The sequence below is a fragment of the Halobacillus sp. ABA4_118 genome (assembly GCF_056160205.1).
Window position 1 is genome coordinate 3,783,378 of sequence record NZ_JBSWWS010000001.1, and the last position, 25,603, is coordinate 3,808,980.

General features: G+C 47.1%; 28 protein-coding genes and 1 riboswitch. Of the genes, 10 read left to right on the forward strand and 18 right to left on the reverse strand.

Annotation, left to right across the window (positions count from 1 at the left end):
• Positions 1-88: 88 nt before the first annotated feature.
• From ACXAGL_RS19445 to ACXAGL_RS19455, 3 genes are all read left to right on the forward strand, one after another.
• A complete protein-coding gene (locus ACXAGL_RS19445; RefSeq protein WP_474992261.1) occupies positions 89-1,618 on the forward strand; it encodes a BCCT family transporter in 1,530 nt (509 codons plus the stop codon).
• Positions 1,619-1,703: 85 nt separating this feature from the next.
• Positions 1,704-1,805, forward strand: a riboswitch (purine riboswitch).
• A gap of 133 nt (positions 1,806-1,938) precedes the next feature.
• On the forward strand, positions 1,939-2,526 hold the full coding sequence (locus ACXAGL_RS19450) for a xanthine phosphoribosyltransferase (protein WP_474992263.1): 588 nt from the start codon (positions 1,939-1,941) through the stop codon (positions 2,524-2,526).
• Complete coding sequence (locus ACXAGL_RS19455) at positions 2,523-3,815, forward strand: nucleobase:cation symporter-2 family protein (RefSeq protein ID WP_474968890.1); 1,293 nt, start codon at positions 2,523-2,525, stop codon at positions 3,813-3,815. The genes ACXAGL_RS19450 and ACXAGL_RS19455 overlap by 4 nt, the downstream gene beginning before the upstream one ends.
• Positions 3,816-3,860: 45 nt before the next feature.
• On the opposite strand, the gene ACXAGL_RS19460 is transcribed toward ACXAGL_RS19455, so the two are convergent.
• Entirely contained in the window at positions 3,861-4,838 is a 978-nt protein-coding gene (locus ACXAGL_RS19460; protein ID WP_474992265.1) for a metallophosphoesterase, read from the reverse strand.
• Positions 4,839-5,041: 203 nt separating this feature from the next.
• On the opposite strand from ACXAGL_RS19460, the gene ACXAGL_RS19465 reads away from it, so the two are divergent.
• Both ACXAGL_RS19465 and ACXAGL_RS19470 read left to right on the forward strand, forming a co-directional pair.
• Positions 5,042-6,040 carry an LLM class flavin-dependent oxidoreductase gene (locus tag ACXAGL_RS19465; protein ID WP_474992267.1) on the forward strand — a complete coding sequence of 333 codons (999 nt, stop codon included), beginning with the start codon at positions 5,042-5,044 and terminating at the stop codon, positions 6,038-6,040.
• 101 nt (positions 6,041-6,141) lie between these two features.
• Entirely contained in the window at positions 6,142-6,279 is a 138-nt protein-coding gene (locus tag ACXAGL_RS19470; protein ID WP_474968893.1) for a hypothetical protein, read from the forward strand.
• 31 nt (positions 6,280-6,310) lie between these two features.
• Here ACXAGL_RS19470 and ACXAGL_RS19475 read toward each other — a convergent pair whose 3' ends face one another.
• The 9 genes from ACXAGL_RS19475 to ACXAGL_RS19515 form a co-directional block, all read right to left on the reverse strand.
• Positions 6,311-7,096, reverse strand: coding sequence for a DUF4097 family beta strand repeat-containing protein (locus tag ACXAGL_RS19475; RefSeq protein ID WP_474992269.1), 786 nt, complete (start codon positions 7,094-7,096; stop codon positions 6,311-6,313).
• Positions 7,097-7,362: 266 nt separating this feature from the next.
• Positions 7,363-8,355, reverse strand: coding sequence for a bile acid:sodium symporter family protein (locus ACXAGL_RS19480; protein ID WP_474992271.1), 993 nt, complete (start codon positions 8,353-8,355; stop codon positions 7,363-7,365).
• The gene (locus ACXAGL_RS19485; protein ID WP_474992272.1) at positions 8,352-9,746 is read right to left on the reverse strand and encodes an FAD-binding oxidoreductase; all 1,395 of its coding nucleotides are present in this window, start codon (positions 9,744-9,746) and stop codon (positions 8,352-8,354) included. Before ACXAGL_RS19485 ends, ACXAGL_RS19480 begins: the two co-directional genes overlap by 4 nt.
• 155 nt (positions 9,747-9,901) lie before the next feature.
• Positions 9,902-10,621, reverse strand: coding sequence for an exonuclease domain-containing protein (locus ACXAGL_RS19490; protein ID WP_474992273.1), 720 nt, complete (start codon positions 10,619-10,621; stop codon positions 9,902-9,904).
• Positions 10,618-11,586 carry a DUF294 nucleotidyltransferase-like domain-containing protein gene (locus tag ACXAGL_RS19495; protein WP_474992274.1) on the reverse strand — a complete coding sequence of 323 codons (969 nt, stop codon included), beginning with the start codon at positions 11,584-11,586 and terminating at the stop codon, positions 10,618-10,620. The genes ACXAGL_RS19490 and ACXAGL_RS19495 overlap by 4 nt, the downstream gene beginning before the upstream one ends.
• 24 nt (positions 11,587-11,610) lie before the next feature.
• On the reverse strand, positions 11,611-12,873 hold the full coding sequence (locus tag ACXAGL_RS19500; RefSeq protein ID WP_474968899.1) for an ammonium transporter: 1,263 nt from the start codon (positions 12,871-12,873) through the stop codon (positions 11,611-11,613).
• Between the two features lie 280 nt (positions 12,874-13,153).
• Complete coding sequence (locus ACXAGL_RS19505) at positions 13,154-13,897, reverse strand: polysaccharide deacetylase family protein (protein WP_474992275.1); 744 nt, start codon at positions 13,895-13,897, stop codon at positions 13,154-13,156.
• A 93-nt stretch (positions 13,898-13,990) separates the two neighbouring features.
• Positions 13,991-14,281, reverse strand: a complete 291-nt coding sequence (locus ACXAGL_RS19510; RefSeq protein ID WP_474992276.1) for a hypothetical protein — start codon at positions 14,279-14,281, stop codon at positions 13,991-13,993.
• 80 nt (positions 14,282-14,361) lie between these two features.
• A complete protein-coding gene (locus ACXAGL_RS19515; protein WP_474992278.1) occupies positions 14,362-15,084 on the reverse strand; it encodes an SDR family oxidoreductase in 723 nt (240 codons plus the stop codon).
• A 264-nt stretch (positions 15,085-15,348) separates the two neighbouring features.
• Between ACXAGL_RS19515 and ACXAGL_RS19520 the strand changes: the two genes are divergently transcribed.
• The gene (locus tag ACXAGL_RS19520; RefSeq protein ID WP_474992422.1) at positions 15,349-15,570 is read left to right on the forward strand and encodes a winged helix-turn-helix transcriptional regulator; all 222 of its coding nucleotides are present in this window, start codon (positions 15,349-15,351) and stop codon (positions 15,568-15,570) included.
• Positions 15,571-15,726: 156 nt separating this feature from the next.
• On the opposite strand, the gene ACXAGL_RS19525 is transcribed toward ACXAGL_RS19520, so the two are convergent.
• The 3 genes from ACXAGL_RS19525 to ACXAGL_RS19535 form a co-directional block, all read right to left on the reverse strand.
• On the reverse strand, positions 15,727-16,101 hold the full coding sequence (locus tag ACXAGL_RS19525) for a hypothetical protein (protein ID WP_474992280.1): 375 nt from the start codon (positions 16,099-16,101) through the stop codon (positions 15,727-15,729).
• Between the two features lie 104 nt (positions 16,102-16,205).
• Complete coding sequence (locus tag ACXAGL_RS19530) at positions 16,206-17,780, reverse strand: long-chain-fatty-acid--CoA ligase (protein ID WP_474992282.1); 1,575 nt, start codon at positions 17,778-17,780, stop codon at positions 16,206-16,208.
• A 98-nt stretch (positions 17,781-17,878) separates the two neighbouring features.
• On the reverse strand, positions 17,879-18,511 hold the full coding sequence (locus tag ACXAGL_RS19535; RefSeq protein WP_474992284.1) for a putative glycolipid-binding domain-containing protein: 633 nt from the start codon (positions 18,509-18,511) through the stop codon (positions 17,879-17,881).
• A gap of 190 nt (positions 18,512-18,701) precedes the next feature.
• Between ACXAGL_RS19535 and ACXAGL_RS19540 the strand changes: the two genes are divergently transcribed.
• The gene (locus ACXAGL_RS19540; protein ID WP_474992286.1) at positions 18,702-19,802 is read left to right on the forward strand and encodes a DUF2515 family protein; all 1,101 of its coding nucleotides are present in this window, start codon (positions 18,702-18,704) and stop codon (positions 19,800-19,802) included.
• 76 nt (positions 19,803-19,878) lie between these two features.
• On the opposite strand, the gene ACXAGL_RS19545 is transcribed toward ACXAGL_RS19540, so the two are convergent.
• Both ACXAGL_RS19545 and ACXAGL_RS19550 read right to left on the reverse strand, forming a co-directional pair.
• Positions 19,879-20,631, reverse strand: coding sequence for a class I SAM-dependent methyltransferase (locus tag ACXAGL_RS19545; protein WP_474968906.1), 753 nt, complete (start codon positions 20,629-20,631; stop codon positions 19,879-19,881).
• Positions 20,628-21,077, reverse strand: a complete 450-nt coding sequence (locus tag ACXAGL_RS19550; protein WP_474992287.1) for a hypothetical protein — start codon at positions 21,075-21,077, stop codon at positions 20,628-20,630. The genes ACXAGL_RS19545 and ACXAGL_RS19550 overlap by 4 nt, the downstream gene beginning before the upstream one ends.
• Positions 21,078-21,247: 170 nt before the next feature.
• Between ACXAGL_RS19550 and ACXAGL_RS19555 the strand changes: the two genes are divergently transcribed.
• Positions 21,248-22,147 carry a DMT family transporter gene (locus tag ACXAGL_RS19555; RefSeq protein WP_474992289.1) on the forward strand — a complete coding sequence of 300 codons (900 nt, stop codon included), beginning with the start codon at positions 21,248-21,250 and terminating at the stop codon, positions 22,145-22,147.
• Positions 22,148-22,162: 15 nt separating this feature from the next.
• Complete coding sequence (locus tag ACXAGL_RS19560) at positions 22,163-22,759, forward strand: TetR/AcrR family transcriptional regulator (protein ID WP_474992290.1); 597 nt, start codon at positions 22,163-22,165, stop codon at positions 22,757-22,759.
• A gap of 24 nt (positions 22,760-22,783) precedes the next feature.
• Here the strand turns inward: ACXAGL_RS19560 and ACXAGL_RS19565 are convergent, their stop codons facing one another.
• Genes ACXAGL_RS19565 through ACXAGL_RS19575 form a run of 3 tightly spaced genes read right to left on the reverse strand, consistent with a single transcriptional unit; the run spans position 22,784 to position 24,368 of the window.
• Positions 22,784-23,584 (reverse strand): DUF817 domain-containing protein, encoded by an 801-nt coding sequence (locus ACXAGL_RS19565; protein WP_474992292.1) that lies wholly within the window; start codon positions 23,582-23,584, stop codon positions 22,784-22,786.
• Positions 23,585-23,597: 13 nt separating this feature from the next.
• A complete protein-coding gene (locus tag ACXAGL_RS19570) occupies positions 23,598-23,819 on the reverse strand; it encodes a helix-turn-helix domain-containing protein (protein ID WP_474992294.1) in 222 nt (73 codons plus the stop codon).
• A gap of 9 nt (positions 23,820-23,828) precedes the next feature.
• Complete coding sequence (locus ACXAGL_RS19575) at positions 23,829-24,368, reverse strand: DUF2975 domain-containing protein (protein ID WP_474992295.1); 540 nt, start codon at positions 24,366-24,368, stop codon at positions 23,829-23,831.
• A 106-nt stretch (positions 24,369-24,474) separates the two neighbouring features.
• Between ACXAGL_RS19575 and ACXAGL_RS19580 the strand changes: the two genes are divergently transcribed.
• Entirely contained in the window at positions 24,475-25,590 is a 1,116-nt protein-coding gene (locus ACXAGL_RS19580; protein ID WP_474992297.1) for a saccharopine dehydrogenase NADP-binding domain-containing protein, read from the forward strand.
• The last annotated feature ends 13 nt before the right edge of the window (positions 25,591-25,603 follow it).

Here is a 25,603-nt window from a genome sequence, read left to right on the forward strand (position 1 = left end):
TTTAACAAAAACAGGATTTAAATGTAGACTTTAAGGGTAAGAAGAAGAATCAACCCCTGCTTTTTATTATTACATATGAGGTGAAGAAATGAAGAATGTAACTCCTGTTTTTTGGTATGGGTTAACCATCTGTGCCTTGTTCGTGGTCTGGGGATCGATCAGCCCTGATCAGCTTCAGACCGTCACTTCCGAAATTACGGCTGATATTTCAAACACGTTTGGATGGTACTACCTGATTATCGTTTTAGCGATGCTGATTTTCTGTATTTACTTAGTATTCTCCAGGTTCAAAAACCTGAAGCTTGGTAAAAAGGACGAGAAACCTGAATTCTCCCTGCCTACATGGTTTGCCATGCTTTTCAGCGCCGGTATGGGGATGGGCGTCGTCTTTTGGACGACAGCAGAACCTGCTTCCCACGCGTTCAAAAGCAGTCCTATAGCTCCTGAGGGAAGCGAGCAGGCGATTAAGGATGCCATGCAGTACTCCTTTTTCCACTGGGGCATCCACGCCTGGGCGATTTATGCACTCGTCGCTCTTGTACTTGCCTACTTTAAATTCCACAAAGGCTACCCCGGGTTGATCAGCGCCACTTTAATCCCGTTGTTCGGCAAAAAGGCGATGAGCGGCCTGCCGGGCAGGCTGATTGATGTGCTTGCCGTCGTCGCCACCGTCGTTGGTGTAGCCGCGACACTTGGGTTTGGTTCCGCTCAGATCAACGAAGGACTGGGATACTTATTCAACGTTTCCACTAACTTTACCACCCAGTTTATTATACTCGTCGTTTCCATGGTGCTCTTTATCGCCTCTGCGTGGTCGGGCATCAGCAAGGGAATCAAATATTTAAGCAATACGAACCTTTTTCTCGGATTTGGTTTAATGATTCTTTTGTTTATCGTAGGACCTTCCATACTGACATTGAATATGTTTACACAGTCTCTTGGAAACTACGTAACCAACTTTTTTGATATGAGTCTCCGCATTGCTCCTCTTAATGAGGAAAGCCGATCGTGGATCAACTCGTGGACCATTTTTTACTGGGCGTGGTGGATTTCCTGGTCACCTTTCGTCGGGATTTTCATTGCAAGGATTTCCCGCGGAAGAACAATCAAGGAGTTCATGACCGGTGTGCTGGTGGTTCCATCTCTCGTCTGCTTCGTCTTCTTTGCTGTCTTTGGAACGGCCGCTATTGATCTGCAGCAGCGGGGCATTGAAGCCATTTCAGAGTTCCCGATTGAAACCGCAACGTTTGCGACACTGGATTACTATCCGCTTGGCACACTCATGTCCTTCATTACGATTTTCGTAATTGCGATTTTCTTTATCACCTCTGCGGACTCCGCTACGTTCGTATTAGGAATGCTTTCCACCAAAGGGTCATTGAATCCAGATGGTACAGTCAAAATTTTGTGGGGACTGGCTCTGACAGGTATGGCCGCCACCATCGTTTATTTTGGTGGAACACAGGGATTGCAGAACGTCCTGATCATAGCTGCTCTCCCATTCTCTGTCGTCATTTTACTTATGGGAGGGTCCTTCTTCAAAGAGGCCAACCGAGAAATCAAAGAACTGAAAAAAGCAGAATCCAAGCCGTCCCGAATGAAGAAGCGGGCGCAGTAGCCTGATGATTTCTTTTTAAAATTCCATATCTTCTTCGCTTATCTGTCAACAGGCTCTTGATATCGAACCTTTATATGTTACAATACCAATAACATTCGGATATTTTCATATAATAGCAGGGATAAGGCCTGCAAGTTTCTACCGGTTTGCCGTAAATGAACCGACTATGAAAAGCCTGACAGATGAAGAATCCTTTCTGGATTCTTCTCCTTACGATGCCAGCTGTGCGTATCGTCCGGCTTCTCATAACTTTGAGAGGTGGACGATACGCATTTTTTTATGAAACATCCAATGTAATTCATCATCAAGGTGGGAATCCTATGGAATTGTTGGAAAGAAAAATCAGAGAAGAAGGACGTGTACTCTCCGCATCTGTTTTAAAAGTGGATGCCTTCATCAATCATCAAATCGATCCTTTATTAATGGACAGCATTGGACGTGAATTCGCCGACCGATTCTCAGAAGCAGGCATTACAAAAATATTGACGCTTGAATCGTCCGGAATCGCTCCTGCTCAAATGACAGGCCTTCACTTACAGGTTCCTGTTGTTTTTGCCAGAAAGCGCAGATCATTGACGCTGAACGATCAGTTGTACACCTCTGAAGTCTACTCCTTTACAAAAGAACAGGCGAGTGAAATTGCCGTCTCTCACGAATTCATAAACAGAGACGATCACGTCTTGATCCTTGATGATTTCCTGGCAAATGGACAAGCGGCCCTCGGTCTCCTGCATATTGTTGAACAAGCAGGAGCTACTCTGGAAGGAATCGGTATTCTTATCGAAAAATCCTTTCAGGATGGCGGCGGAATATTAAAGAACAGAGGGGTCCGAGTGGAAGCCTTAGCCCGCGTTGCTTCATTGGAAAACGGACGTGTCCAATTTGTTGAAAAGGTGGGAGCACAGTGAAACAAATCACTTTAGCCATCCAGCATCTTCTTGCGATGTACGCTGGAGCCATTCTCGTTCCATTAATTGTCGGCAGTGCCCTCGGGTTAAGTTCTACACAACTGACGTATTTAGTTGCCGTAGATATTTTCATGTGTGGAGCGGCAACCATTCTGCAGGTTGTGAAGAACAAATATTTCGGTATAGGACTGCCTGTTGTGCTCGGCTGTACCTTTACAGCCGTCGGTCCGATGATTGCTATCGGAAGCGAATACGGAGTGACAGCCATTTACGGCGCAATTCTTGTATCCGGCCTGTTCGTCCTGGTGATCAGCCGCTTTTTCAGTAAGCTTGTCCGTTTTTTCCCTCCGGTTGTAACAGGGTCTGTCGTTACCATCATAGGAATTACTTTGATCCCGGTTGCCGTACAGAATATGGGCGGCGGACAAGGGGCAGAAGACTTCGGCTCGCTATTCAACTTGTCTCTGGCTTTCGGTACACTGGGTGGCATTATCCTTTTATACCGGTTTACTCGTGGATTTTTCCAGTCCATCTCCATTCTTATGGGAATTACTGCCGGTACACTGACCGCCTTCTTCTTCGGCCGGGTAGATACAGCAGCTGTTACGGAGGCTTCCTTCTTTCACATGATCGAACCCCTATATTTCGGCATCCCTACGTTTCACTGGTCAGCCATTTTGACGATGATCCTTGTCGCTATGGTATCCCTTGTTGAATCGACGGGCGTTTATTTTGCTGTCGGTGACCTGACTGATCAGGAAGTGAAGGAAAAAGACTTGAGAAATGGGTATCGGGCAGAAGGTATCGCCATTCTGCTCGGCGGCTTTTTCAATGCTTTTCCTTACACCGCCTTTTCTCAAAATGTCGGTCTTATGAACATGACTGGTGTGAAATCAAAAAAAGTCATCTTCATTATGGGTGGCATGCTGCTTGGACTCGGCCTGCTTCCTAAGGCCGCAGCCTTAACAACAATCATCCCCACTCCTGTTCTAGGTGGAGCGATGCTTGCTATGTTTGGCATGGTGATTGCCCAGGGGATCAAAATGTTAAGCAGGGAAGCCGCCGCTTCTCCTGAGAATTCTATGATTGTTGCCTGTTCCATCGGCATGGGGCTTGGTGTAACTGTAGCACCGGAACTATTCGCCCAGCTGCCTAACAGTATTCAAATTTTAACAAGCAACGGCATAGTAGCTGGAAGCCTTACAGCTATAGGTCTTCATATCATTTTCCATATGACCCGCAGACCGGCTGAGAAAAAAACAGACGCTGTGTGGCAGGAAGGGGCCTGAAACGAACAACCGCCGGCAGATAATGTTCTGCCGGCGGTTGTTCATTTATTCATAGGGCTGGTTGGGAATTTCAAGGTTCCACCGCTTCTCAAAATCCACATACTCGGTAAAATTATGCTGCTCCCCAATCATGTCCTCATCTAAATAAGGCGAATATGTCCGGTGGGTCAGCGTATTTTTATTCAAGTCGAATTCAATGATTCTCAGGAACCCCTCCCCTCCATTCGGATACCCTTGGTAATCAGCAGCATATTGATGGACAGGCAGTCCCGCCTCATTTTTACGAATCTTGCGGTAGGTTCCACTGTAATGACCGTTGACAGTCATGAAAATTTGACTATTCTTCGCAATCCACTCGTTATAAATGAATGACGGAGAATTCCCTTTGGATTTTCTTACATAAGGTTTTTCTGAAAGCCGGCCTTTCGTATCCATAAGCAGATGGGTGACAACGATGACCGGCATGTCTGGGTGTTCATCAAGAACACGCTGGGCCCAGGCAAGATCTTCACCGGGCAGATCGATATTTAAAAAAAGGAGAAGAAAATCTTTTCCCTCTGCTGAAAACGTATAATAGGAGTTCAATTCATTTCGAGAGTGTCCTCCATAACCCGGGCGCCCCTTCATCCGTCTGCTGCCAAAGTACTGTTTATAGTGAGCCGCTTTCCCCCCCATATCGTGATTTCCCATCGCTATTCCATATGGCACACCGGCTTGATCCATCCGGTCAACGGCTTGATCCGCATTTTCCCATTGATGTTTTTGATTTTTATCCACCACATCCCCTAAATGGGCGGCAAAGCGAATATCCTCTTTTTCAAAGTTATCTGCCAGCCACTGAGTCTGGGCATGGAACCTTTCTGGAAACTCATCTGAATACAACTGGGTGTCCGGAAGCAGAACGAGCTTAAATCTGCCGTCCCCTTCCAGATCCGTGGCCTCACTATTTACGGTATAAGCAACGGCAAGACTGAGAAATAGTATAAGAAGGCTTTCATTAATCCAGAATACAGCCGTTCTCACCGATACCCTTCCTTTCTTCTATAAAGAACCAACCAGATTCCTTTGTTGTTCCTTAGTGTGTCCATTCCAATACGGGATATGAAGGAACAGGACTGGGGCTCTTTGGAAGAAAGCATGGATTCAGGCTCAGACAAATTATTTTGAGTCTCGAAACAAAATTGATAAGATAACCATAGGATTCTACAAAGAAATGAGGACAGGATATGACTGAAAAAACACTCTCTCACACAAAATACAGCGTTCTAGACCTTGCCCCCGTTACAGAAGGCGGCACACCGGCTGACTCCTTTAAAAATACAGTGGATCTGGCTCAGCATGCTGAGCGCTGGGGATTTAACAGATACTGGTTAGCGGAACATCACAATATGCCGTTTATCGCAAGCTCGGCTACTTCCATAGCCATCAGCCACGTACTGCACCATACAGATTCCATTCGAGTCGGATCCGGCGGGGTAATGCTGCCCAACCATGCTCCACTTGTGGTCGCTGAGCAGTTTGGTACACTGGAGACTTTATTTCCTGGACGGGTTGATTTAGGCCTCGGACGGGCACCGGGAACAGATCAGCTGACAGCTGGTGCGTTAAGGAGAAACCTGGATAGTGATCCAAACGAGTTTCCTGAGCAGGTGGAAGAATTAAGAGGTTACTTTGCCGGCGAAAACCGCATTCATGCTGTACCAGGAGAAGGACTGAATGTGCCGATCTGGCTCCTTGGTTCCAGCGGATTCAGTGCGCAGCTGGCTGGACAGCTGGGACTGCCGTTCTCATTCGCCAGCCACTTTTCCCCGAACAATACGGAAGGAGCGCTGCGTTTATACAGACAACAGTTCCGTCCATCCGATGTGTTGGACCAGCCCTATGTGATGGTTGGTGTGAATGTGATTGCCGCCGATACGGATGAAGAAGCGGAATATCTGGCCACATCCCTTCAGCAGCAGTTCCTGAACCTCGTCCGGAACACGAACATGCTGCTTCAGCCTCCAGTTGAAAACATGGAGGATGTATGGACGCCAAGGGAAAAGCTGGCACTCATGCAGCAGCTCGGCTCTTCCATTATCGGAAGTAAAGAAACGGTCAAAGCCAAACTGGAAAGCTTCCTTCAAGAGACAGAGGCAGACGAAATGATGATCATTTCTCAAATTTACGATCACCATAAACGGCTGCGCTCTTATGAAATCATTTCAGAAATCATGAACCCATAAAAAAAGAGCGTCCTCCGGGGCGCTCTTTTTCTGCCATATTTTACTCGATTAACATCCTTCCTCCGACCGAACACTAAGGAAAATACAAGGAGGGATCTTATATGGGAAAACGCACATCTCAAATGAACGCCGCTAAAACCAACAATAAAACACCGAAGGAAAGCCTGCCTGTTGAAGAAGAACCAGGACACCGCACGAATAAAAACCGACCTGAAGAAGGACCGGGCGCACATCAATAGTAAGCAGGCGAAGGTGGGAGGTCTCCTCCTCTCACCTGTTATTCAAGTGCAGATCCCCGGACTGTGTAGCAATCTGTATGATGTTCTCTTCACTCCCCTTCCCAAGCACAGCTCGAAAGGAGTGCTCCTCTTTCTTTTCATACAACAAATCCTCCCAGTTTACAACCGCTTCTCCTGACCGGCTCGTAAATAAAACCGTTCCATCTTGAGGTGCTGCCGATTCATAACTCACATGCACATCCCCACTGGTCGTTTCCACATCCAAACCCGTCAGTGTCTGCATTCCGGTCAAGGAAAGATCTCCGGAAGCCGTGTTGACCCTTGTCTTCTCTCCCTCAGCATCCTCTTCCGTAATGGATCCGCTCTTCGTCTGATAAGTTCGCGCGCCCGCTGTAACAGCTTCCCCTGCGATATCTCCACTGGAAGTTTCGATGGCCAGAGTCTTTTCAATCTCATTATTCACCATGTCCACAGATCCCGACGAAGTTTTGATATTTAAAGACGCTGTTGTCATTTCCTCGATACGGATGTCTCCGGATGATGCCTGCATAGTCAGCGCCTCATATTTTTTCTCAGGAAGCACAATGTGTAAGGAAGCATCTTTGAAGGGAGAAAAAGGAAGCAGACGGACCCCTTTTCGTTCCACTTCTTCAATATGTAGTTTCCCTTGAGAGTAATGGTACGTAAAAAGGGGTTGGTTTGTCTTTCCTTCTGCACTCATTTCAACGTGGGAGACAGATGCGGTCTGAATGTCGACATCCATGGATGCCACCTCGATTTCAATCCTCTCGACTTCTTGTTTTTCATACTCAGTCACTGCATTCACCTCCTGGCTGCCCCATAAAGAATACAAAGTGACTCCTGAAAGCAGAACAAAAAGAAATAAACAGATGCCTATCCATATTTTTTTCATAAGCCTCCTCTTTCGTCATTAAAAATATAAGATGCCACGCTGACATATGTATATGAGGGGCGTATCCACCTTTTCTTCAGCCGTATACGCACGTGCTTTTCCTAACCTCCTCCGTTGTTTCTATGGTTTACGGAAAAGAATGGAAAAAGGTTTCACCTATGGCAGAATTTTTATAGACCTGTTTGTTTTATACCTTCTACCCACGCATCGTGAGGTGCAGCATCCTCCTCTTGTTTTTCTGTCGGTCTCTTCGACCAGAAGGTTGCCAATATAGGTCCCGAGATATTGTGCCATACGGCAGCAAGAACGTTTGGCAGCGCAGCAAGGGGACCAAAATGGGCTGTAGCAAGCGCTACACCAAGACCGGAGTTCTGCATCCCTACTTCAATGGAAATCGCCCGGCGCTTGCTTTCATCCAGCTTCATCATTTTTGCCGTTCCATAACCAAGGGACAAACCGAAAAGATTATGCAGCATAACTGCAGCAAAAACCATCACACCGGAACTGATGATGCTGTCTACATTCGCTGCCACTACTGCCATAACAATAATGATGATGGCCAGAACAGAGATGAGCGGGATGATGGACGTCCCTTTGTCAACCACTACCGGGGCAAGCTTACGTACACCGACTCCGAGAGCAATCGGAATAATGATAACCTGCACGATTGAAACAAACATGGATACCGGGTCCACAGGCAGCCACTGACCAGCCAGAATCAGGAGAATCAATGGTGTGAAAATGGGGGCAAGAAGCGTTGACAATGAGGTCATCGCCACAGACAAAGCCAGATTCCCTCTAGCAAGAAACACCATGACATTGGAAGAGGTCCCTCCAGGAACTGAACCGAGAAGCACAAGTCCTGCTGCAAGCTCGGCAGGAAGCTTCAACAAATACGCAATAACAAAAGCAGCCAGGGGCATAATCAAAAATTGAGACAGCACCCCTATGATGACTGGAACCGGTTTTTGCACGACCATCTTAAAATCCACAGGTTTTAGTGTAAGTCCCATTCCGAACATGACAACTCCAAGCAGAATGGTAATGTAGGCTCCCAGACCGAGAAAAGTGGAAGGGAGGAAAAAGGCGGTCAGCGCAGCCCCCACCACCCAGAAAGCAAAATACTTTCCAGCTATATGACTAATAGATTCAAGCATCTTCATTGATTTGTCCTCCTTGTTGGAACGAGTTTATCCGGGTTCATGATTCCTTTTGGATCAAGGGCCTGCTTAATTTTCTCCATAACAGCCAGTGCGGCCCCATGTTCCTGTTTCTGATACTTCATCTTTCCTCGTCCAACCCCATGTTCGCCCGTCGATGTTCCACCACATGCAAGAGCATATTCTACAATGGCTTCATTCAACTGCTCCGCCTTAGCGGCTTCCTCGGGGTGATCCGGGTCCAGCATAAGAAGCGCATGATAATTTCCGTCCCCTACATGACCAAGAATTCCGGCATGGAGCCCCAGTTCTTCAATGACACCACGTGCGTGATTCACGGCTCCAGCCAGTTTGGAAATCGGAACACACACATCCGTCACCATCAGCTTCCTCCCGGGAAAGCTGTGGATATAGGCATAGGCCAGCTGATGCCGCGCCTCCCACAGCTTCACCCGCGCAGCATTGTCTTTTTCGAATTGGATCCCCATACAATGATGTTCCTGGACGATGGCTTTCACAAAGTCAATATCCTCTAAAAGCCCGGACTCATTTCCATGAAACTCTAAGAATAAAGTCGGCTTTTCATCAAAGGTTGTGTGGTTGAAATGGTTCACCTGCTGCATCGACCGCTCGTCCACGAGTTCCATTCTTGCAATAGGAACACCCGCCTGCAGGATAGACACCACGGCTTCCACAGCATCATTGACGGTTGGAAAAGACGCCCTTCCCGCTGTAATGTGCTCAGGAATACCATATACTCTAAGAGTTAGTTCTGTCATGCATCCAAGAGTTCCCTCTGAACCGACATAAAGACTGTTCAAATGGTAACCGGAAGATGACTTCCTTGCCATACTGCCTGTATGTATACAGCTTCCATCAGGCGTGACCACTTCAAGGTCATGCACCTGATCTTTCATGACTCCATATTTAACAGATGTGGTCCCACTTGCATTCGTGGCTGCCATCCCTCCAATCGTGGTATCTGCGCCGGGATCTACCGGGAAGAATAAGCCGTATTTCTTCAACTCCTTGTTCAGCTGAGATCTGGTTACCCCAGGCTGGACTTTCACTAGAAAATCTTTATCCCTCACTTCAAGGACTTTGTTCATTTGTGAAAAATCAATCGTGACCCCTCGGACATATGGGATCACGTGACCCTCAAGGCTGGTTCCCAGCCCGAATGGAATAATGGGTATCCCGAAAGCGTCTGCAGCTTTTACAACCGCCTGCACCTCTTCTGTCGTCTCCGGAAAGACAACCAGTTCCGGTCTTTCCGGTTTATGATAGGACTCGTCCCTGCTGTGATGATCAAGGACAGTTGTGTTCGTTGAAAGTTGATGGTCCTGAAGCACCAGCTTCAATTCTTGTATGAAATCAGCCATATCTACTGCCACTGCTATTCCTCCCGCCTGTATTGTGTCTCACATTATACATAATAGTCTGAATTTTACAACAGGAGGTTGTTTTTTTCATTTTTTTCTAAAGGATTTTTAACCTATAGCTTTTTTCCACATAAAAAAAACACCCCTTTTTTACAATCAGGAGTGCTTCAGCTAAAAGAAGCGAGTTTTGTATAGACTTCCCCGAGCGTCCGGTACCCGTTCTCCCGTGCTTCCTCGACCGCCCGAATCCATAAGGCTGCTGCAGCCTTGGCATCAGATAAAGCATGGTGCCGATGATCAACCAGTATTTCATACGCCGCACAGCATTCATCAAGGGAATTCAGATCCTGGTTCGGACGATTCACTTTGGTGAGAAAGGTTGTATCAAGGATCCGGTGCCGAAACTTCCGCTTCATTTCCGTCCATGCCGCATGATTCATAAACTTTCGCTCATGGCCGGCGTGATGGGCGACTAAGACATCACTTTGGATATACCTGTAAAAATCGTGCAGGACCTCCTCAAGCGGTGGGGCTTTCTGCGTCATCTCCTTTGTAATGCCCGTGAGACATGTGATTTCATCAGATATGGAGCCCCTGCACTGGACGAGCGAATAGAAGGACTCCTTTTCAATCTGCAAGCCTCTGATTTTTACAGCCCCTATCGAGAGGATGCGGTCTCCTTGATAGGGGTGAAAACCGGTCGTTTCTAAATCAAAGACGACGACAGGAAGATCTGCAAGCGGCAGATCCAGCACATTTTTTTCCTTAATTTCGCGCTCCAGATTTCTAATGTAGGCCTGGTTGGAAGCACTGCTTTGATTCAGGGATGAAAAGCCGCTTCCGATCCGGCCGGAGAGATCTTTTACAAATTGAGTAAATGGATTCATAGCACTCCCTCTTTAGATAAAACCGCTTTAGCATGCTCAATGGCTTCATGGCCGTATTTCATCCAGGATTTCAACCGCTTTTTATCTTCCGCTTTCAGAGAATGTACTGGAACATAATGCACCCCGCCATACCCATCCGATTCCTCCACCTTATGGAGCCGGAACTGAAGAAATTCTTGAAACTGCTGATTATAAAAATGAAGTTCCGGAAAGTCCTCCTCCAAATAGTCATACCTCGACAGGGTGGAAGGGACATGCAGCTGTTTATAGAAAGCCAGAAGTCTCGCTGCATTGACAAACGGAAAGTAAATGGTTTGTTTAAGATCGACGCTGCCCCGCCGGCTTCCCTTCTGTTCCGGAAGCAGCTGCCCGAACACGCCCTTTCCTTTTTTTATAAGCTTCACGTTCTCCACAACTCTTTGATACAGGTGAGGGTGCTCTTGGAATGCTGTGAAAATTTCATTTTTCACCGGTGCCAGCCTGTCTTTTTCACCCACGAGAACTCTTGAATCGAAGAAGATCTGCATATGACGGAGAGCCTGCCAGTCCCCCCGCTGCAGCCACCCTGATACCTGCTGCTTCATTTCCTCTTTCGGCTGACACCAAACTGGATTGGAGGACATGACATCTCCCTCACATTCTTCATAGCCGACAGCGGCAAGACCGCGTTTGATTTCAGCACCCAGCGCGAGAAAGTAATCCTGATCAGACCTTCCTCCTTCAAAAATAAGACCGTGGTCCTGATCACTCCAAATGGACTGCTCGCCCCGCCCCGCGCTCCCCATGAGATAAAAAGAAAAAGGAGCAGGCGGCATTCCCTGCTCATTTCTCACCCTTTCCTCTGCAAGTTTCACCGTCCGGGAGATGAGCTGATCATGAAACACATTCAATTCCTCAGAATCGGTCAACAGACCAGGGATCATCGTTTCCCGCCATGTACGCAGCTCTTGATAGCTTTCGCGCATGCCAACTCCACCCTTTATCTCTATTTAGGCTCCTGAATTCGACTTCGGTGGTGTCAGGTTCTCAGGATACCCATACCCGCCATGTTCACTTATATCAAGTCCCATAATCTCTTCTTCCTCGGAAACACGGAGGCCGCCCATTGCCTTATCCATAACCTTCAAAATGATGAAGGAAACAACAAACGCATAGAGACCAGAACTGACGACTCCCAGAATCTGTACACCCAGCTGTTCAAATCCCCCGCCGTAGAAAAGTCCGGGACGACCTACAGCGGCAAGTTCCGGCGTTGCAAATAAACCGTTGGACAATGTCCCCCAGATCCCTACTGTACCGTGAACAGAAAGGGCGAATATCGGGTCGTCGATTCTCCGTTTATCGAAGAACCTCATACTGAAGAAGACGAACGCTCCTCCAATCAAGCCGATCAAGACAGCCGCCCATGGAGCAACGAAGGCACAGGAGGCGGTAATGGCAACCAGACCAGCCAAAGCTCCGTTCAGTGTTGTCGGTACATCCGCCTTCCCAGTCACGGCCCATACCATAAGCATTGCCCCAACAGCCCCCGCACCGGCTGCCAGCTGAGTATTCAAGGCGACATAACCGAAAAAGGCATCCCCCACACCAAAAGTACTTCCCGCATTAAAACCAAACCAGCCAACCCAGAGAATGAGCACACCGAGAGCTGTGAATACCTGGTTATGACCGGCAATCTCATTCGATGTACCGTCTTTATTGTATTTACCGATCCGCGGTTTCAAGATCATGGTTGCTGCCAGAGCCGCCATGGCTCCGGTCAGGTGAACAACAGTGGAACCGGCAAAGTCCTGTTTCCCGTGCTCCGCGAGCCAGCCGCCGCCCCAGATCCAGTGAGCGATAACCGGGTAGATAAGTATTGAAAATAAGACCGCAAAAATAACGTACCCCATCAGTTTCGCCCGCTCAGCAAAGCCACCGAAAGCAATGGTCATGGCAATAGCTGCGAAAGCTAATTGGAACATAAAATCAACGGAACCAGCCAGTCCCTCTCCCATGGTTTCTGCATCCCCGTAAAAGAACTGGGATAAGCCTACAAAAGCATTCCCCTCACCATAGATCAACCCATACCCGACAGCCCAGAAAACCAAAGAAACAATTCCCACTGTAAAGACGGTTTTCCCTGCAATATGGCCGGCATTTTTCATACGTGTCGATCCCGCCTCCAAAAGGATAAACCCTCCCTGCATCAACAAAACAAGAATCGTACAGACAACAATCCAGAGATTGTTCATTAAAAACGTGGCTTCCATGACTTACCCCTCCATGTTAGATTTCTTAACATAATATGATATATACTACTGTACCAAAGTCAAAATGTTAACACAATTGTTTATGTAAGGATTCTTCACATTTTTCAAAATTTACAAGCGGGCTCTACACGCTGTACCTTTACACAGAATGATTCGCCCTTTCCATTTATACATCAGTCCAACTCTTTAAGAAAAAACCTTTACCCACTGGTATTTTAAACATGAAAAAAGGCTGTGGAGATCACGTTCTCTACAGCCAGGCACCCTTTATCCTGCTATACTAACCGGAAAAGTCATCAACGATTTTATACTTTGGATGTTTTTCAATCAATTCGGATACCGTTACAAATTGGAAGCCATCTTCTTTTAATGCAGGGAGAATACGGTTCAATGCCTGGACCGTCTGAGATCTGTTGCCTCCGAAATCATGAAAGAGAATGATATCCCCATTCTTTGAATGGTCTAGAACTGTATCCACAATCCGATTTACCCCGGGGCTCTGCCAGTCTTTTGTATCCTGATGCCAGGACCACATGACTACCATATACCCTTCCTCGCTGGCGGTATTTACAATAATGTCATTGTAAACACCGCCGGGTGGGCGGAACAATTGAGGAGGCTTCCCCGTAATCTCCTTGATTACATCTGCCGTAAAGTCAATTTCCTTCACAATATCTTGTTTTGATATTCCGGTGAAACTCGGATGATGGTACGTATGGTTGGCTATTTCATGTCCTTCCTGCGCCATCTCCCTGATCAAGTCCGGATGCTTCTGAGCTCGTGACCCTACTACAAAAAATGTACCCTTTGCCCCGTATTTTTTTAGTACTTCCATAATTTCGGGTGTGTACGTATCACTCGGTCCATCATCGAATGTGACGGCAACCCATTTGGACTCTGTCGGTACTTCCCAGATCGCGGTCCCTTTCTCTTCATAAAAGTGCCGCGGATGAGCGTCCGTCGAGAGTAGAGGAAAACTTCCAAAAAACAGAAAAATAGCAGCAATGCCAGATGTCAGTTTCATCTCTGACCCCATTTCTTTTTTTATTAGTGTGCAGAGCGGCGGTCATCTTATTCCATAGAAAAAAGCTCTCTTTGTTGGAGAGAGCTTTTCTGCTTATTGATCGGGTTTTAAGATGGTCCGCTGAAGGGGGACGCCTCTCATGGAAACATTTCGTTCAATGAAGACATAACGGTTTCCATTGATCCTAAACACCCCGTCCCCTTCATAAGATGCTTTGTAACCCTGGTTCTTCAATTCAGCCAGAACAGCCTGCGTATATTCGCCGAAACCTACATACCGGCCATCCAAATCCAATTGGATATGCCCCTTCCGGTACCCCATAAGCCAGTTGAATAACATGTACAAACCGACACCTGCGGTTAGTGTGACAATGACTTGAATCATTAGACAGCCCTCCTGATCATCTTCTTCTATTCCATACGAAAAAGAGGAGGAAGGCGTTTCAATCTGCGGTTCATTTCCTGTTAATCCTGCTGTTTCGTCGGTGCCAGGTCGATTTCGCGAATCGTTACAGACGATGGCTGCTGATATGCATAATAGATGGCCTCGGCTACAACTTCCGGCCGAAGTCCTCCTTCAATGGATGCTTTCCAATCCCTGTACCCTTGTTTGATGCCATCATCAGACGTATGACTGATCAGTTCTGTTTCCACAACGCCCGGAGCAATAGTCGTTAAGCGGATATTGTCACCAGCTACTTCCTCCCTGACATTTTCCGTCATGGCGTGAACGGCAAATTTCGTTCCCACGTAAGCGGGATGATCCGGGAAGGTTTTTCTGCCGGCAATCGACCCAATATTAATGATGGTACCCTGCTGATGCTTTTTCATAGACGGAAGAACAGCCTGCATCCCGTTTAGAACTCCGAGTACATTCACATCATACATTTCCTTCCATTCAGCTTTGTTTTGATTAGTAATATCACCTAAAAGCATCCGTCCAGCGTTGTTCACCATCAGGTCAACAGGCCCGAACGTCTGCTCCGCTTTCTCTATTGCAGCCTTTAAAGCCTTGTCATTCGTAACGTCCACATCTGCTTTCATGACGTGGTCTCCAGAAAACCCATCCAAAAGATGCTGTCTTCTGGCGATAAGCAGAACATTGAAGCCTTTCTCTATCAATAATGAAGCCGTTGCTTTCCCTATCCCGCTGGAAGCTCCTGTGACTGCGATAAACCCTGTTTTCATCATTATTCCCCTTTCTTTTCTTTCACTCATGGGTAGTGTACAGGAGGAATCATGAAGAAAAAAGTACGCACTTTCATGTCAGATGGTGACATCAAGGTAACGTATAGAAAGGACGACGTATAGAAAGGACGACGTATGGAAAAGATGCTTTACTTAAATGAATTTGACGCCACGCTGCAGATGATTCAGGGAAAATGGAAAGTTCTGATCCTCTATGAAATCTATGAATGTCAATACCGGCGTTTCGGGGATTAGAAGCAGTATATACAAGATGTTTCCCATAAAACATTGACGAGACAATTAAGAGAACTGGAAGAAGACGGCCTCCTGTTCAGGAAGGTTTATCCAGAAGTTCCACCAAAGGTTGAATATTCATTGACGGAACGGGGGCGTTCCTTGATTCCTGTTCTAGACTTAATTTGTGACTGGGGGCTGCAGCATGTTCCTAAGACGCAGCTGGAGCGGGTGCAGTGTGAGGAGGAATAGACGGAGGCTTCTGAACAGGCATCGAATGTCTGACGCTTGTTGTATATAAAAAAGACGCTTCTTCCCCAGCCGAAGTGGCTGAAGAAGAAAGCGTCTTTTTCAATTCCATAAAGGTCTCAGATCCTTCAATCCTTCATCTAAACAAGAAGCACACGGTCAAGAGCCGGCCATACAAGGAACTTTCGGACACTCCTCGCATTCGCCTGCAATCGCGTATCCTTCAACCGTAAATCCTTTTTTTCTAAGAACTCTTGCTGCCATATTTTTCTCAACCTCGTTGGTGGAGATCAGCAGCAGCGGCTGATCCGGCAGCTCTCCTGCGTGCCGTTTCAAATAGGCCAGAGGCAGGCAGTACGCCTGTGGATACGGATCCTTATAGGAAATCTGATAATCCCGGGTATCAACAACGGCTCTGCCTGTAAAAGAGCGGCTGGGTGTTATAGAGACTTTATGGACTGACCGGGCCGGCCAGATCCGATAGAGGATGTGGTATAAGGCAAACATGATCAAAGCACTCATTCCCGCCGTCATAGCCCATCCCTCCTTTTTCATTTCATTTTCTAGTTGTATTTTATACCCCCGTTGGTATAAATGTCAACAAAGAGAACCTCCCCGTCGATAAGGGGAGGTTCTTTTTAATGAACCATCCGACTGTGACCTTTCCAGAATTCTTTCCTGATCACCACTTTTTGTATTTTTCCGGATGCGGTCTTTGGTAATTCTTCAATAAAGGAAATGCTCTTCGGTACTTTAAAATGAGCGAGTTTTTCCCTACAGAAGCGGACCACTTCTTCTTCCGTCAAACTTTCTCCTTCTCTGAGTACAATGCTTGCGTGCGGAACCTCCCCCCATTTTTCATGAGGAACTGCCACGACAGCCGCTTCCAATATGGATGGATGATCGTACAGCGTTCCTTCCACTTCGATGGAAGAGATGTTTTCGCCACCGCTGATGATGACGTCTTTCTTCCGATCGACGATTTCAATATAGCCGTTCTCGTCCACGACTGCCATGTCTCCGGTATACAGCCAGCCATTACGGATGGCAGCTGTTGTTGCTTCTTCATTTTTGTAATAACCGTCCATAACATTATTTGACCGTGTAACGATTTCCCCTATGGTCTTTCCATCATGCTCAACCTGGCTGCCCTGCTCATCAACGACCATTACCCGGCTGCCTATCATACTATACCCTGCTTTCGCCTTCAAACGATAACGTTCTTCCGACTCTTTCTCCAAATCCATGGACTTGAGCTCAGATGTCGTAATGAGCGGCGAGATTTCAGTCATGCCGTACACTTGAATGAATTTCCAGCCCAGGTCCTCTTCCACTTTCCTTACAAAAGCCGGAGGTGGAGCCGATCCCGCAATCACGACGCGCACATCCTGTTTAATTTGCGGATCGGCCGCTTCATAAGCCTCAATCACCATGTTCAACACCGTGGGAGCCATATGTAACACGCTCACCTTATACTTCTCCACCTTATCAATGATGGCGGATGGATCGTTTTTTCGCAGCATCACCTGTGTCGCTCCATTTGCTGTGTAGTAAAATGGAGACCCCCATCCGTTCACATGGAACATCGGGAGTACATGCAGCAGTGTATCCTGATCCGAAACACGTAAATGATGCATCGAAGATAAGGCATGCAGATAGTTCGACCGGTGACTCAACACAACACCTTTGGGATTCCCTGTCGTCCCGCTCGTATATAACAAGGAAGCCGGATCTGTTTCCTCCACCTCAGCTCTCGGATATGAGTCGCAGGAAAAGGAGTGAAGCCAGTTTTCATACCCCTGTCCAGATGTGTCTCCATGGACAATGACGTGCTCCAGGCATGGGAGGTCATCGACAATGTTCTCCACCAGAGGATACAGCGAAGCATCAACAAGCAGAACTTTACTTTCACTATGTCTCAAAATGAACTGATAATCCGCCGGCTGCAACCGGGTATTCAAGGGCGTCATGACAGCTCCAAGCTGAAAGACTCCATAAAACCCTTCCAGCATTTCTGTTGAATTGGGAGCTAGGTAAGCCACTTTGTCCCCTTTTCCTACACCAAGTGCATCCAGGCCGCGTGAAAGCCGGTTGACCCTCTCATTCAACTGACTGTAGGTCAATGAAAACGTGTCATCTATGACCGCTGTTTTTTCTGCATATAGTTCTACTGCCCGATCAAGGAAATCGGTTAAAACTAAAGGTACATGCATGCCAACACCCTCCTAATTAAAGCGCTTACAATAAGTGTAAAGAAATTTCTGTTATCCAGCAACTTCTCCTTCCACTGTTTTTGCCGGCGAGGGTTTCATCAGGTCGGAAGCCTCCCTCCTGAATTTCCTTCCGAAGCCAGAAATACCGGTGCCCCATTGAAAACTCCTGTATTATCTGACACCCCCTGCCGGTAAAAAAAGCCTGGATATTCGACAACCCAGCCATTTTGGTCAACGACCAGTGCTGTTTCATAATTTCGGCACCTGTACTGGAAAATCCGGCAGTCATCAGAGTCCCCTAAATACGTATATGTCTGCAGGATTGGCATCACTTCCCGGCTTAACGGCTTCACGGAGACCATTTTGAATGTTCTTTTCTCCCCTATCACCCATGAAACCCGGTTGATTGGAAGCGAGTTGGTTAAAGGTGTGATGGACAAGTCAATATTGGACGCCCCGTCCAAAGCCTCCATGTAACTGCCCTCCACCCACCATTTGTCCTCTTTAACGGTCTCAATGACAAAAGGGTCTTCTTCTTCATTTGTAAAAATTTTAAGCTTTTTTGTTTTCCAATCATGACCGAGTCTAAGGAGATAAGAAACGCGGTGGGGGCGTCTGTCATTGATCAGCAGAACGGTCCCATTCACTTCCATACCGTCAGGCCGTTTGTTAATGGTTACATATTCCGAACCGGCGGCGTCAAGATGATCCCACATGATACGCTGCAGCAATAGGGTTTCCTCCTTTTTGATATCATCGGCTATCTGCCGGACTTCTCCCTCTTTCATTCCCTTATTTTAGAAGAATTCGTTGAGATACAACGATATTCCTTCCTTGTTTTACATACGGTTTTATTTCCTGCATACACTAGAAAAATCATGAAAACCCGAAAATAGATCTGCATATGGGAGGGGGGGTACGGTGAAATTCCGGTCTGATGCAGGGGTATTAAAAAAGCAGTTAAAAAACGCCTTAAAACCAGGTGACACACCGCCGATCCATAAAGAAGAGGAAAGAATGCTGGAGGACATTAAAAATAAGACCAAAAAAGCCAACCGGAACAATGTTACCCGTACGAAAGCCTATATGGATTTCTTTCTCATCCACCCCGAAATCCACTGGGCTCTGCTTGCCCATTTAGTTTCAAGAAATGCCGGATGGAACATGACCGATTTGAAGGGGTCTTATCTTCCTAAACTGCTGACAGCAAAAGAAGCGGTTGATTTCTATGTATTTTTGGAACGCGGAAACTGGCTCATCTTTCAGGATGCCTATCCTCAACTGCTTCTCTATGAATACAGCAGGAAACAAGGGGCACCTCTTTGGCATCTGTTACCCTTTCTGAATGTGTCTGCCTTCATGCGCCCTTTTTGGGAGCGTTTTTGGGAAAGCGGCCGCAGTGAAGAAATCACCAAAGCGCTGATTGTTAATGAACAGCATTATATTGAAAACCGCGTTCTTAACAACTCCCTTTACATGCAGACAGTAATGGATAAAGTCATGTTCAAACTTCAGGAACTGCTGTCCATGAACCATATCCTTTTCCCTTACCTGACGCCTGTGCAAAAACGAATAAAACTGACAGGTGGAACGGTCCACCATTTCACTTCCGTAAATAAACGCGTCTCCCTGGGGCGTTCTCTCTACGACCTGCTCTATTCCATAGAATCCCGGCTTGAATCCATTATTCTGTGGGCGGAATCCCGTCCTCATACCGGCTCAAGAGCTGATTACTGGCCCGAGTTATTCTTTATGGAAGGGGATGGTTCAACACCTGTACCTTCTCCAAGCCCCTGCAGAGGACTTGGGAGAAACAAACTTTTCAGTCCGACCTTGTCAATGGCCTGGGATGACTGGGTCCATCCTAGTGCGGAAGAAGGAGACTGGTTTACCGATTGTCATGTGCTTCGTCTGCTGAAAAAAAAGCCGGAAAAATTTTCAGGAGACATCGAAGGTCCCTGCTGCCGGTCTCTTGAGGAAATCCAGGCAGCTATTCAAGCGAAACAAACGTTTTTTTCATAGAGCGCTGCACAAAAAACCGTCCAGCTTCCATAAATGGAGCAGGACGGTTTTTATGTGAACACAACCCCCACACCTTTCAGCCTTTCACCGCCCTTGTCGCAACCATTGTCTTTATGTACTTGTCGATTGTCCGCCCGTTTCCAAAATCATCTTCGTAAAAACCGGTAATCATCAGGCCGGCTTCGATCTGTCCTTGAATCTGATCTTCAAGCGTGTGTCCGAACTCTACAGCCTCGTTCTCTTCAAAAGCATCTTCCAGTCCCGAATATGGAATCGCATGAGCCACTTCAAGCTTTCCTTCCTCTTCTTTCTGGTCATCAAACAGGTAAAGAACCGGATTCATAAATCCAGCAATCAACGTACCTTTTCTTTTCAATACCCGGGAAGCTTCTTTCCATACCGGCCGGACATTTTCCACAAATACGTTGGAGACGGGGTGAACAATGATATCAAAGGTTTCATCTTCAAAAACGGACAAGTCAGTCATGTCCCCTTGAACGGTTCTAAGGGAAAGCCCTTCCCTTTCACTTACCTTTCTATCCTGTTCCAATTGGGCCGCCGATAAATCGAAAACTGTGACGTCAGCTCCTGCGGCTGCGAGTACTGGTCCCTGCTGTCCGCCACCAGAAGCCAGACACAGCACTTTCAATGCGCTGACAGACTTCGGAAACCAATGACCAGGCACTTTCCTTCCTGCAGTTACCCCGACTGCCCAATCACCAGCAGAAGCCTTCTGAATGACTTCTGCATCGACCGCTCTCGTATAGCGGACCTGATCCTCGACTTTTCGATCCCAGGCCTTTTCGTTGTGCTTTTGAATATTCGTCATTCGTTTTCCCCCTTTTCTATTGGGTGGGCCTGTCCCCAGTGCTTTTCAATTTCCGAGAGCAGAGACCCTTGGTCTTCCGCCGATAAGTAACCCATATAAAGTTCTTTTGAGTGGTCCGATTTCCTTTTTATGATCAAGACGTCCTTTACTTTTGTTATTCTAATGATGTCATCAAATGGAAGGTCGAGATAGCCGCCTCCCAGTCCTCTATGGATCGTTAATCCATCCTTACGCACGACTGTATAGATACGTGTTTTCATAGTCAGCACATACCAGACCGCTCCCCCACTGATGAGGACGCCTGCAGGGAGCGTATAAAGAAGAGAACGGTCTCCCGTGAGGAGGACGGTTACCACTGACACAACGCTGCAGACAATGAGGACAAAAGCGGTCCGAGCCGCTTTTGTCTTTCTTAAGGTGCTGCTGTACGTGTAGGCTGCGACCATGTTTTCTCCTCCCCTTTCACTTCCTCCCTATTCTACGTATCTCCTTCTGCATAAGTTTCGTTCTTTGGAACATTTTTCCCCTTCCACTTTCTCTTGACGGTAAACCGACCGGTATGGTTATATATAATAAGAATATACCGATCGGTTTACTTTAAGGAGGGTGATGCTTCATGAATAAAAAATTGAACGTACTGGCCGCAACAGGATTTATAATTATGTGGAGCTCAGGATTTATCGGAGCGAGACTCGGGACCGATGAGGCAGCTTCTATGACGGTGTTGATGTGGCGTTTTATAACGGCTGCTGCTATTTTAGGGATCTGGTGGTTATGGAAGCGGCGCACCCGTTTGAGTCCTAAAAGTGTGATGACTCAGGTGTTGATCGGTCTGCTGGCTCAGGGAGGATACTTATACTGTGTATTCCTTTCCGTTGAACAGGGGGTTTCAGCGGGGACTTCTAATTTAATAACGACGCTGCAGCCTATAGCAGCAGCTCTGCTCGCGGGGCCTGTTCTAAAGGAAGGGACATCCCGTAAACAGTGGATCGGATTATTCACCGGCATCACAGGCGTATTGTTCGTCGTTTACGGTGATCTTGGAAAAGCTTTAGACGTACCGATCTGGGCTTATGGACTGTCATTTGCAGCCATGATTTCCCTTGTCATCGCCACACTATTTGAAAAGACAATCAAACGTCCCTTATCTTTAATGGATGCGCTGCCGATTCAAACAGCCGTAACTGCTGTTTTCTTTACAGTCATTGGGATAGCAACGGACAATGCGGCGCCCCCGGCTACCTTTGATTTCTGGTTCGCAATCGCCTGGGTCGCCGGTTTGTCCACCATTGGAGGATACGGTTTTTACTGGTTGAACTTAAAAATCGGCAGTGTTACAAGAGTCAGCAGTCTCCTTTATTTAACACCACCTGTCACAATGATCTGGGCTTATGTTATGTTTGGAGATACAATTGGTTTCTTAACCATCTCAGGAATGATAATATGTTTTCTAGGTGTATGGGTCATTCAAAAAGCAGAAGCCGGTCCTTGTGAGACCGATCCATACAAACAATAGATGGAGGTGGCTTGCATGGGTGAAACGACAAAAATGACACCGGCGGCCCGGCGGATTCTGGATACCGCTTCAGAGCTGTTTTATTCCAAAGGCATCCATGCTGTAGGTGTGGAAACCATCGCAAGTGAAGCTGGTGTAACCAAAAAGACCCTGTATGACCGATTCGGTTCTAAGGATCAGCTTATTGTGGCGTACTTGGAAGAGCGGGATCAAAAATGGAGGGAGCACCTGTTCTCCTGCATGGATGAAGTGCCGGACGATCAGCCGCTGGATAAAATCCTGCGTATTTTCGATGCCCTTGAAAACTGGATGAGCACACGGAACAAAAGAGGGTGCGCCTTCGTAAATGCCCTGGCTGAGCTTTCTGAAGAAACCCATCCAGGCCGGAAGGTTATTATGGAAGAGAAAAAGTGGTTGAAGGAATTGTTCGCCTCCCTTTTGGAACAACTGCAGCTGGAAAATCCTGCTCCTATAGCAGAACAATTATTTATTCTTCACGAAGGGTTAATGGTGACCTATTCCCTTGATATTTATGAACGAGGGACCACAGGAGCAAAAGAAACGGCACACATGCTCATTCAATCCGCAGACTATAAAAAAGAGGAAGCCTGAATATCAGGCTTCCTCTTTTTTTGCTCATACAGCCTCTGTTTCCTTCTCCTCACCTGTTCCTGAACGCTTTCCCTTCACATGCTTCAAGAGAGCAACAATAAGAAAACTGACAATCACAAGCAGCAGCCAGGAGCTGATCTTCCCCACATGAACAAGCGTCCAGGCGTCTTGCTGGCCGGGATACTGCCACGCACCGAAAAACGTGGCAATGTTTTCAGCAATCCAGATAAAAAAACCGATCAGGACAAAGGACAGAACGAGCGGCATTGAATATTCCCGCCCCTGAACAATATAAGTTACCCGTGTCCGAATAAACAGGAGAACGACAAGGGATGCGAGCCACCAACGGATATCAATCCAGAAGTGATGAAAGAAGAAATTGAGGTAAACCGCCCCTGCCAAACCTCCGGCCAAAAGGGAGGAAGGCCAGTGAACCAACTGTACGTCCAGTCTCCTCCAAGCCTGACACAGATAACTGGCTACACTGGCATACATAAATCCGCTGTACAACGGGACTCCCCAGACCTTACTGTAACCGGGCTCCGGATATGACCACGAACCCATGTGTACTTTAAAGATTTCCAATGCCAGACCGATGACGTGAAAAAGCGTGATCACCTTCAGTTCATCTTTTGTTTCAAGACCGGACCGAAGCATCAGCCACTGCGTCAGTAAAAAGAAGAGCAGCAGCCAGTCATAACGAGGAAGAACAGGCATTGGAAGTACCTGCGTAACTGCAAGCGCCGCAAAAATGATAACTGGAAAGATACACGATAGTGCCTGCTGCCAACCAAAGTGAAAAAGCTGGTGTACAGCGTCTGACACCTTATGAAAACACCTATGTTTCATCACGTTCATCCTCTACATACTCCAATAGATCACCAGGCTGGCAGTCCAAGGCCTTACAAATGGCTTCCAGGGTGGAAAAACGGACGGCCTTCGCTTTTCCATTTTTTAAAATGGAAAGGTTGGCCATCGTTATCCCTACTTTATCCGCCAGTTCTGTCACACTCATCTTCCTTTTCGCCAACATGACATCAACATGAACCTTCACGGCCATCTCATCACCTCACACCGTCAAATCATTTTCTCTTTTTATTTCAAGCGCCTGCTTCAGCAGAGCCTGAAGGACCGCAGCGAAAACCCCTGTGACGAAGGACGCTGCCATGAAGGCAAGGCCGGCGGCCATCAATCCAGGAGCATCACCTACATCCCCTGCTCTGTAAAAGAACGGAAACACCAGCACATAGATCGCACTGACCGCAAAAGCACTCCGCTTGATTTTGGATAATGAGTACACCGATGCATCAGAAAATGCCGCTTCTTTTCCAATCAGCCGCAGCAGACAGAGCGCCTCGTATAAAGCGGTGAAAAAAGGAACAGCCGCCGCATACATCCCAATCAACACAGGATAATGAGAACCCCACAGCCCCCTTGCTCCCCCTTCTCTCCAAGGAAGCAGAAACGCGCATAAAACCAGCACTCCCAGTCCCAGCGCATAAATAACAACGGTTAAAAATATCGTCGATCCTTTTTTCACTTTTCTCCCCCCATCCTTGTTTTCTATTTTATCGATATATTTATTGATAAACAATAAATTTTTATTCATATTCGATACTTTATTCTATACAGGCTAAGTTCTCCGTTGACCCCTTCACTTTTTTCTGCGTATAATAACAAAAAAGGGACACTGTCCCAAAAATGGAGGTTTTTCGATGAATAAAGTGTTGTTGATTGGAACTGGTGAAGTTGGCAGTCATATTTTGGAATTTCTCGTTCGTGATCCTAAATGCCCGGAGCTGGTTGTTTGTGATATTAATGAGGAAGACGGCAGGAAGAAAGTGCATAACGCCTTAAGCGGAGCGGCCGTCAGCCGCCTGTACCCTGAAATTACGTTCAAAAGGCTGGACGTAACCAATGTCCAAGAAACAGCTGATCTCATTGACAGGGAGCAGCCAGACGTCATCATCAACTGCGCGGTTCTCCAGACGTGGCATACCATCCGTAAGCTTCCTAAGGAAGTCTATGAAAGGTTGAGCGCAGCCAGTCTCGGTGCATGGCTTCCATGCCAGCTCGCCCTTGCCTACCACCTTATGCTGGCCGTACGGCAATCCTCTGTTTCCCCGCATGTGATTAATACAGCTTTATCCGACCTGGTCAATCCTGCCCTTGGGAAACTCGGACTTGCCCCTACTATCGGCATCGGGAATGTAGATGTAATTGAACCTTCTGTAAAACTTTCAGTTGCTGAAAACCTTCATGTACCGGCAGATGCCGTAACGATCTACCTGGTCATCCATCATCAATGGTGGGTCTATCCAAGAGAAGCCGGCTATCAGAAAGCCCCGCATTATATGAAAATTATGGTGCATGACAAAGATGTTACGAACCAGTTTGATACTGAACAGCTGCTGTGGGACGCCATCAAACAGTATCCGGAGGGCACAGCATTCACAACCGTTTCCGCAAGCTCCACCATTAAAAATATGTTTGCCCTCCTCCAGCCAGCTAAGTTGTTTACACACTCCCCCTCTCCACAAGGGCTGCCCGGCGGGTATCCTGTCTATTTGAGCCGGGAAGGGGCTGAACCCGTCCTCCCGGAAGGATTGACGCTGGAAGAAGCCGTTCAGATCAATGAAGCTTCTGCCAAGCTGGATGGGATTGATCACATCAGCGAAGATGGAACCATTTATTATTCGGACTATACCCATCAGATTTTGAAGGAGATGCTTCATTTCGATCATGCCAGCTTCAGACCGGAAGACAGCCTCCAGCTCGCAAAAGAAATGATGAGCAGCTACCAAACGCTCGCTGCCCGTTACCAGTCTTAAAAGCCCCACCCAC

Bases quoted from the DNA above. Each gene is read 5' to 3' on its own strand.
- ACXAGL_RS19470 (WP_474968893.1), top strand. From the start codon at position 6,142: ATGGGAAAACGCACATCTCAAATGAACGCCGCTAAAACCAACAATAAA.
- ACXAGL_RS19555 (WP_474992289.1), top strand. From the start codon at position 21,248: ATGAATAAAAAATTGAACGTACTGGCCGCAACAGGATTTATAATTATG.
- ACXAGL_RS19530 (WP_474992282.1), bottom strand. From the start codon at position 17,780: ATGCATGTACCTTTAGTTTTAACCGATTTCCTTGATCGGGCAGTAGAA.
- ACXAGL_RS19515 (WP_474992278.1), bottom strand. From the start codon at position 15,084: ATGAAAACAGGGTTTATCGCAGTCACAGGAGCTTCCAGCGGGATAGGG.
- ACXAGL_RS19490 (WP_474992273.1), bottom strand. From the start codon at position 10,621: ATGAATCCATTTACTCAATTTGTAAAAGATCTCTCCGGCCGGATCGGA.
- ACXAGL_RS19580 (WP_474992297.1), top strand. From the start codon at position 24,475: ATGAATAAAGTGTTGTTGATTGGAACTGGTGAAGTTGGCAGTCATATT.
- ACXAGL_RS19545 (WP_474968906.1), bottom strand. From the start codon at position 20,631: ATGACGAATATTCAAAAGCACAACGAAAAGGCCTGGGATCGAAAAGTC.
- ACXAGL_RS19575 (WP_474992295.1), bottom strand. From the start codon at position 24,368: ATGAATAAAAATTTATTGTTTATCAATAAATATATCGATAAAATAGAA.
- ACXAGL_RS19495 (WP_474992274.1), bottom strand. From the start codon at position 11,586: ATGCGCGAAAGCTATCAAGAGCTGCGTACATGGCGGGAAACGATGATC.
- ACXAGL_RS19550 (WP_474992287.1), bottom strand. From the start codon at position 21,077: ATGGTCGCAGCCTACACGTACAGCAGCACCTTAAGAAAGACAAAAGCG.
- ACXAGL_RS19525 (WP_474992280.1), bottom strand. From the start codon at position 16,101: ATGACGGCGGGAATGAGTGCTTTGATCATGTTTGCCTTATACCACATC.
- ACXAGL_RS19500 (WP_474968899.1), bottom strand. From the start codon at position 12,873: ATGGAAGCCACGTTTTTAATGAACAATCTCTGGATTGTTGTCTGTACG.
- ACXAGL_RS19465 (WP_474992267.1), top strand. From the start codon at position 5,042: ATGACTGAAAAAACACTCTCTCACACAAAATACAGCGTTCTAGACCTT.
- ACXAGL_RS19510 (WP_474992276.1), bottom strand. From the start codon at position 14,281: ATGATTCAAGTCATTGTCACACTAACCGCAGGTGTCGGTTTGTACATG.
- ACXAGL_RS19570 (WP_474992294.1), bottom strand. From the start codon at position 23,819: ATGGCCGTGAAGGTTCATGTTGATGTCATGTTGGCGAAAAGGAAGATG.
- ACXAGL_RS19480 (WP_474992271.1), bottom strand. From the start codon at position 8,355: ATGAAGATGCTTGAATCTATTAGTCATATAGCTGGAAAGTATTTTGCT.
- ACXAGL_RS19450 (WP_474992263.1), top strand. From the start codon at position 1,939: ATGGAATTGTTGGAAAGAAAAATCAGAGAAGAAGGACGTGTACTCTCC.
- ACXAGL_RS19505 (WP_474992275.1), bottom strand. From the start codon at position 13,897: ATGAAACTGACATCTGGCATTGCTGCTATTTTTCTGTTTTTTGGAAGT.
- ACXAGL_RS19445 (WP_474992261.1), top strand. From the start codon at position 89: ATGAAGAATGTAACTCCTGTTTTTTGGTATGGGTTAACCATCTGTGCC.
- ACXAGL_RS19560 (WP_474992290.1), top strand. From the start codon at position 22,163: ATGGGTGAAACGACAAAAATGACACCGGCGGCCCGGCGGATTCTGGAT.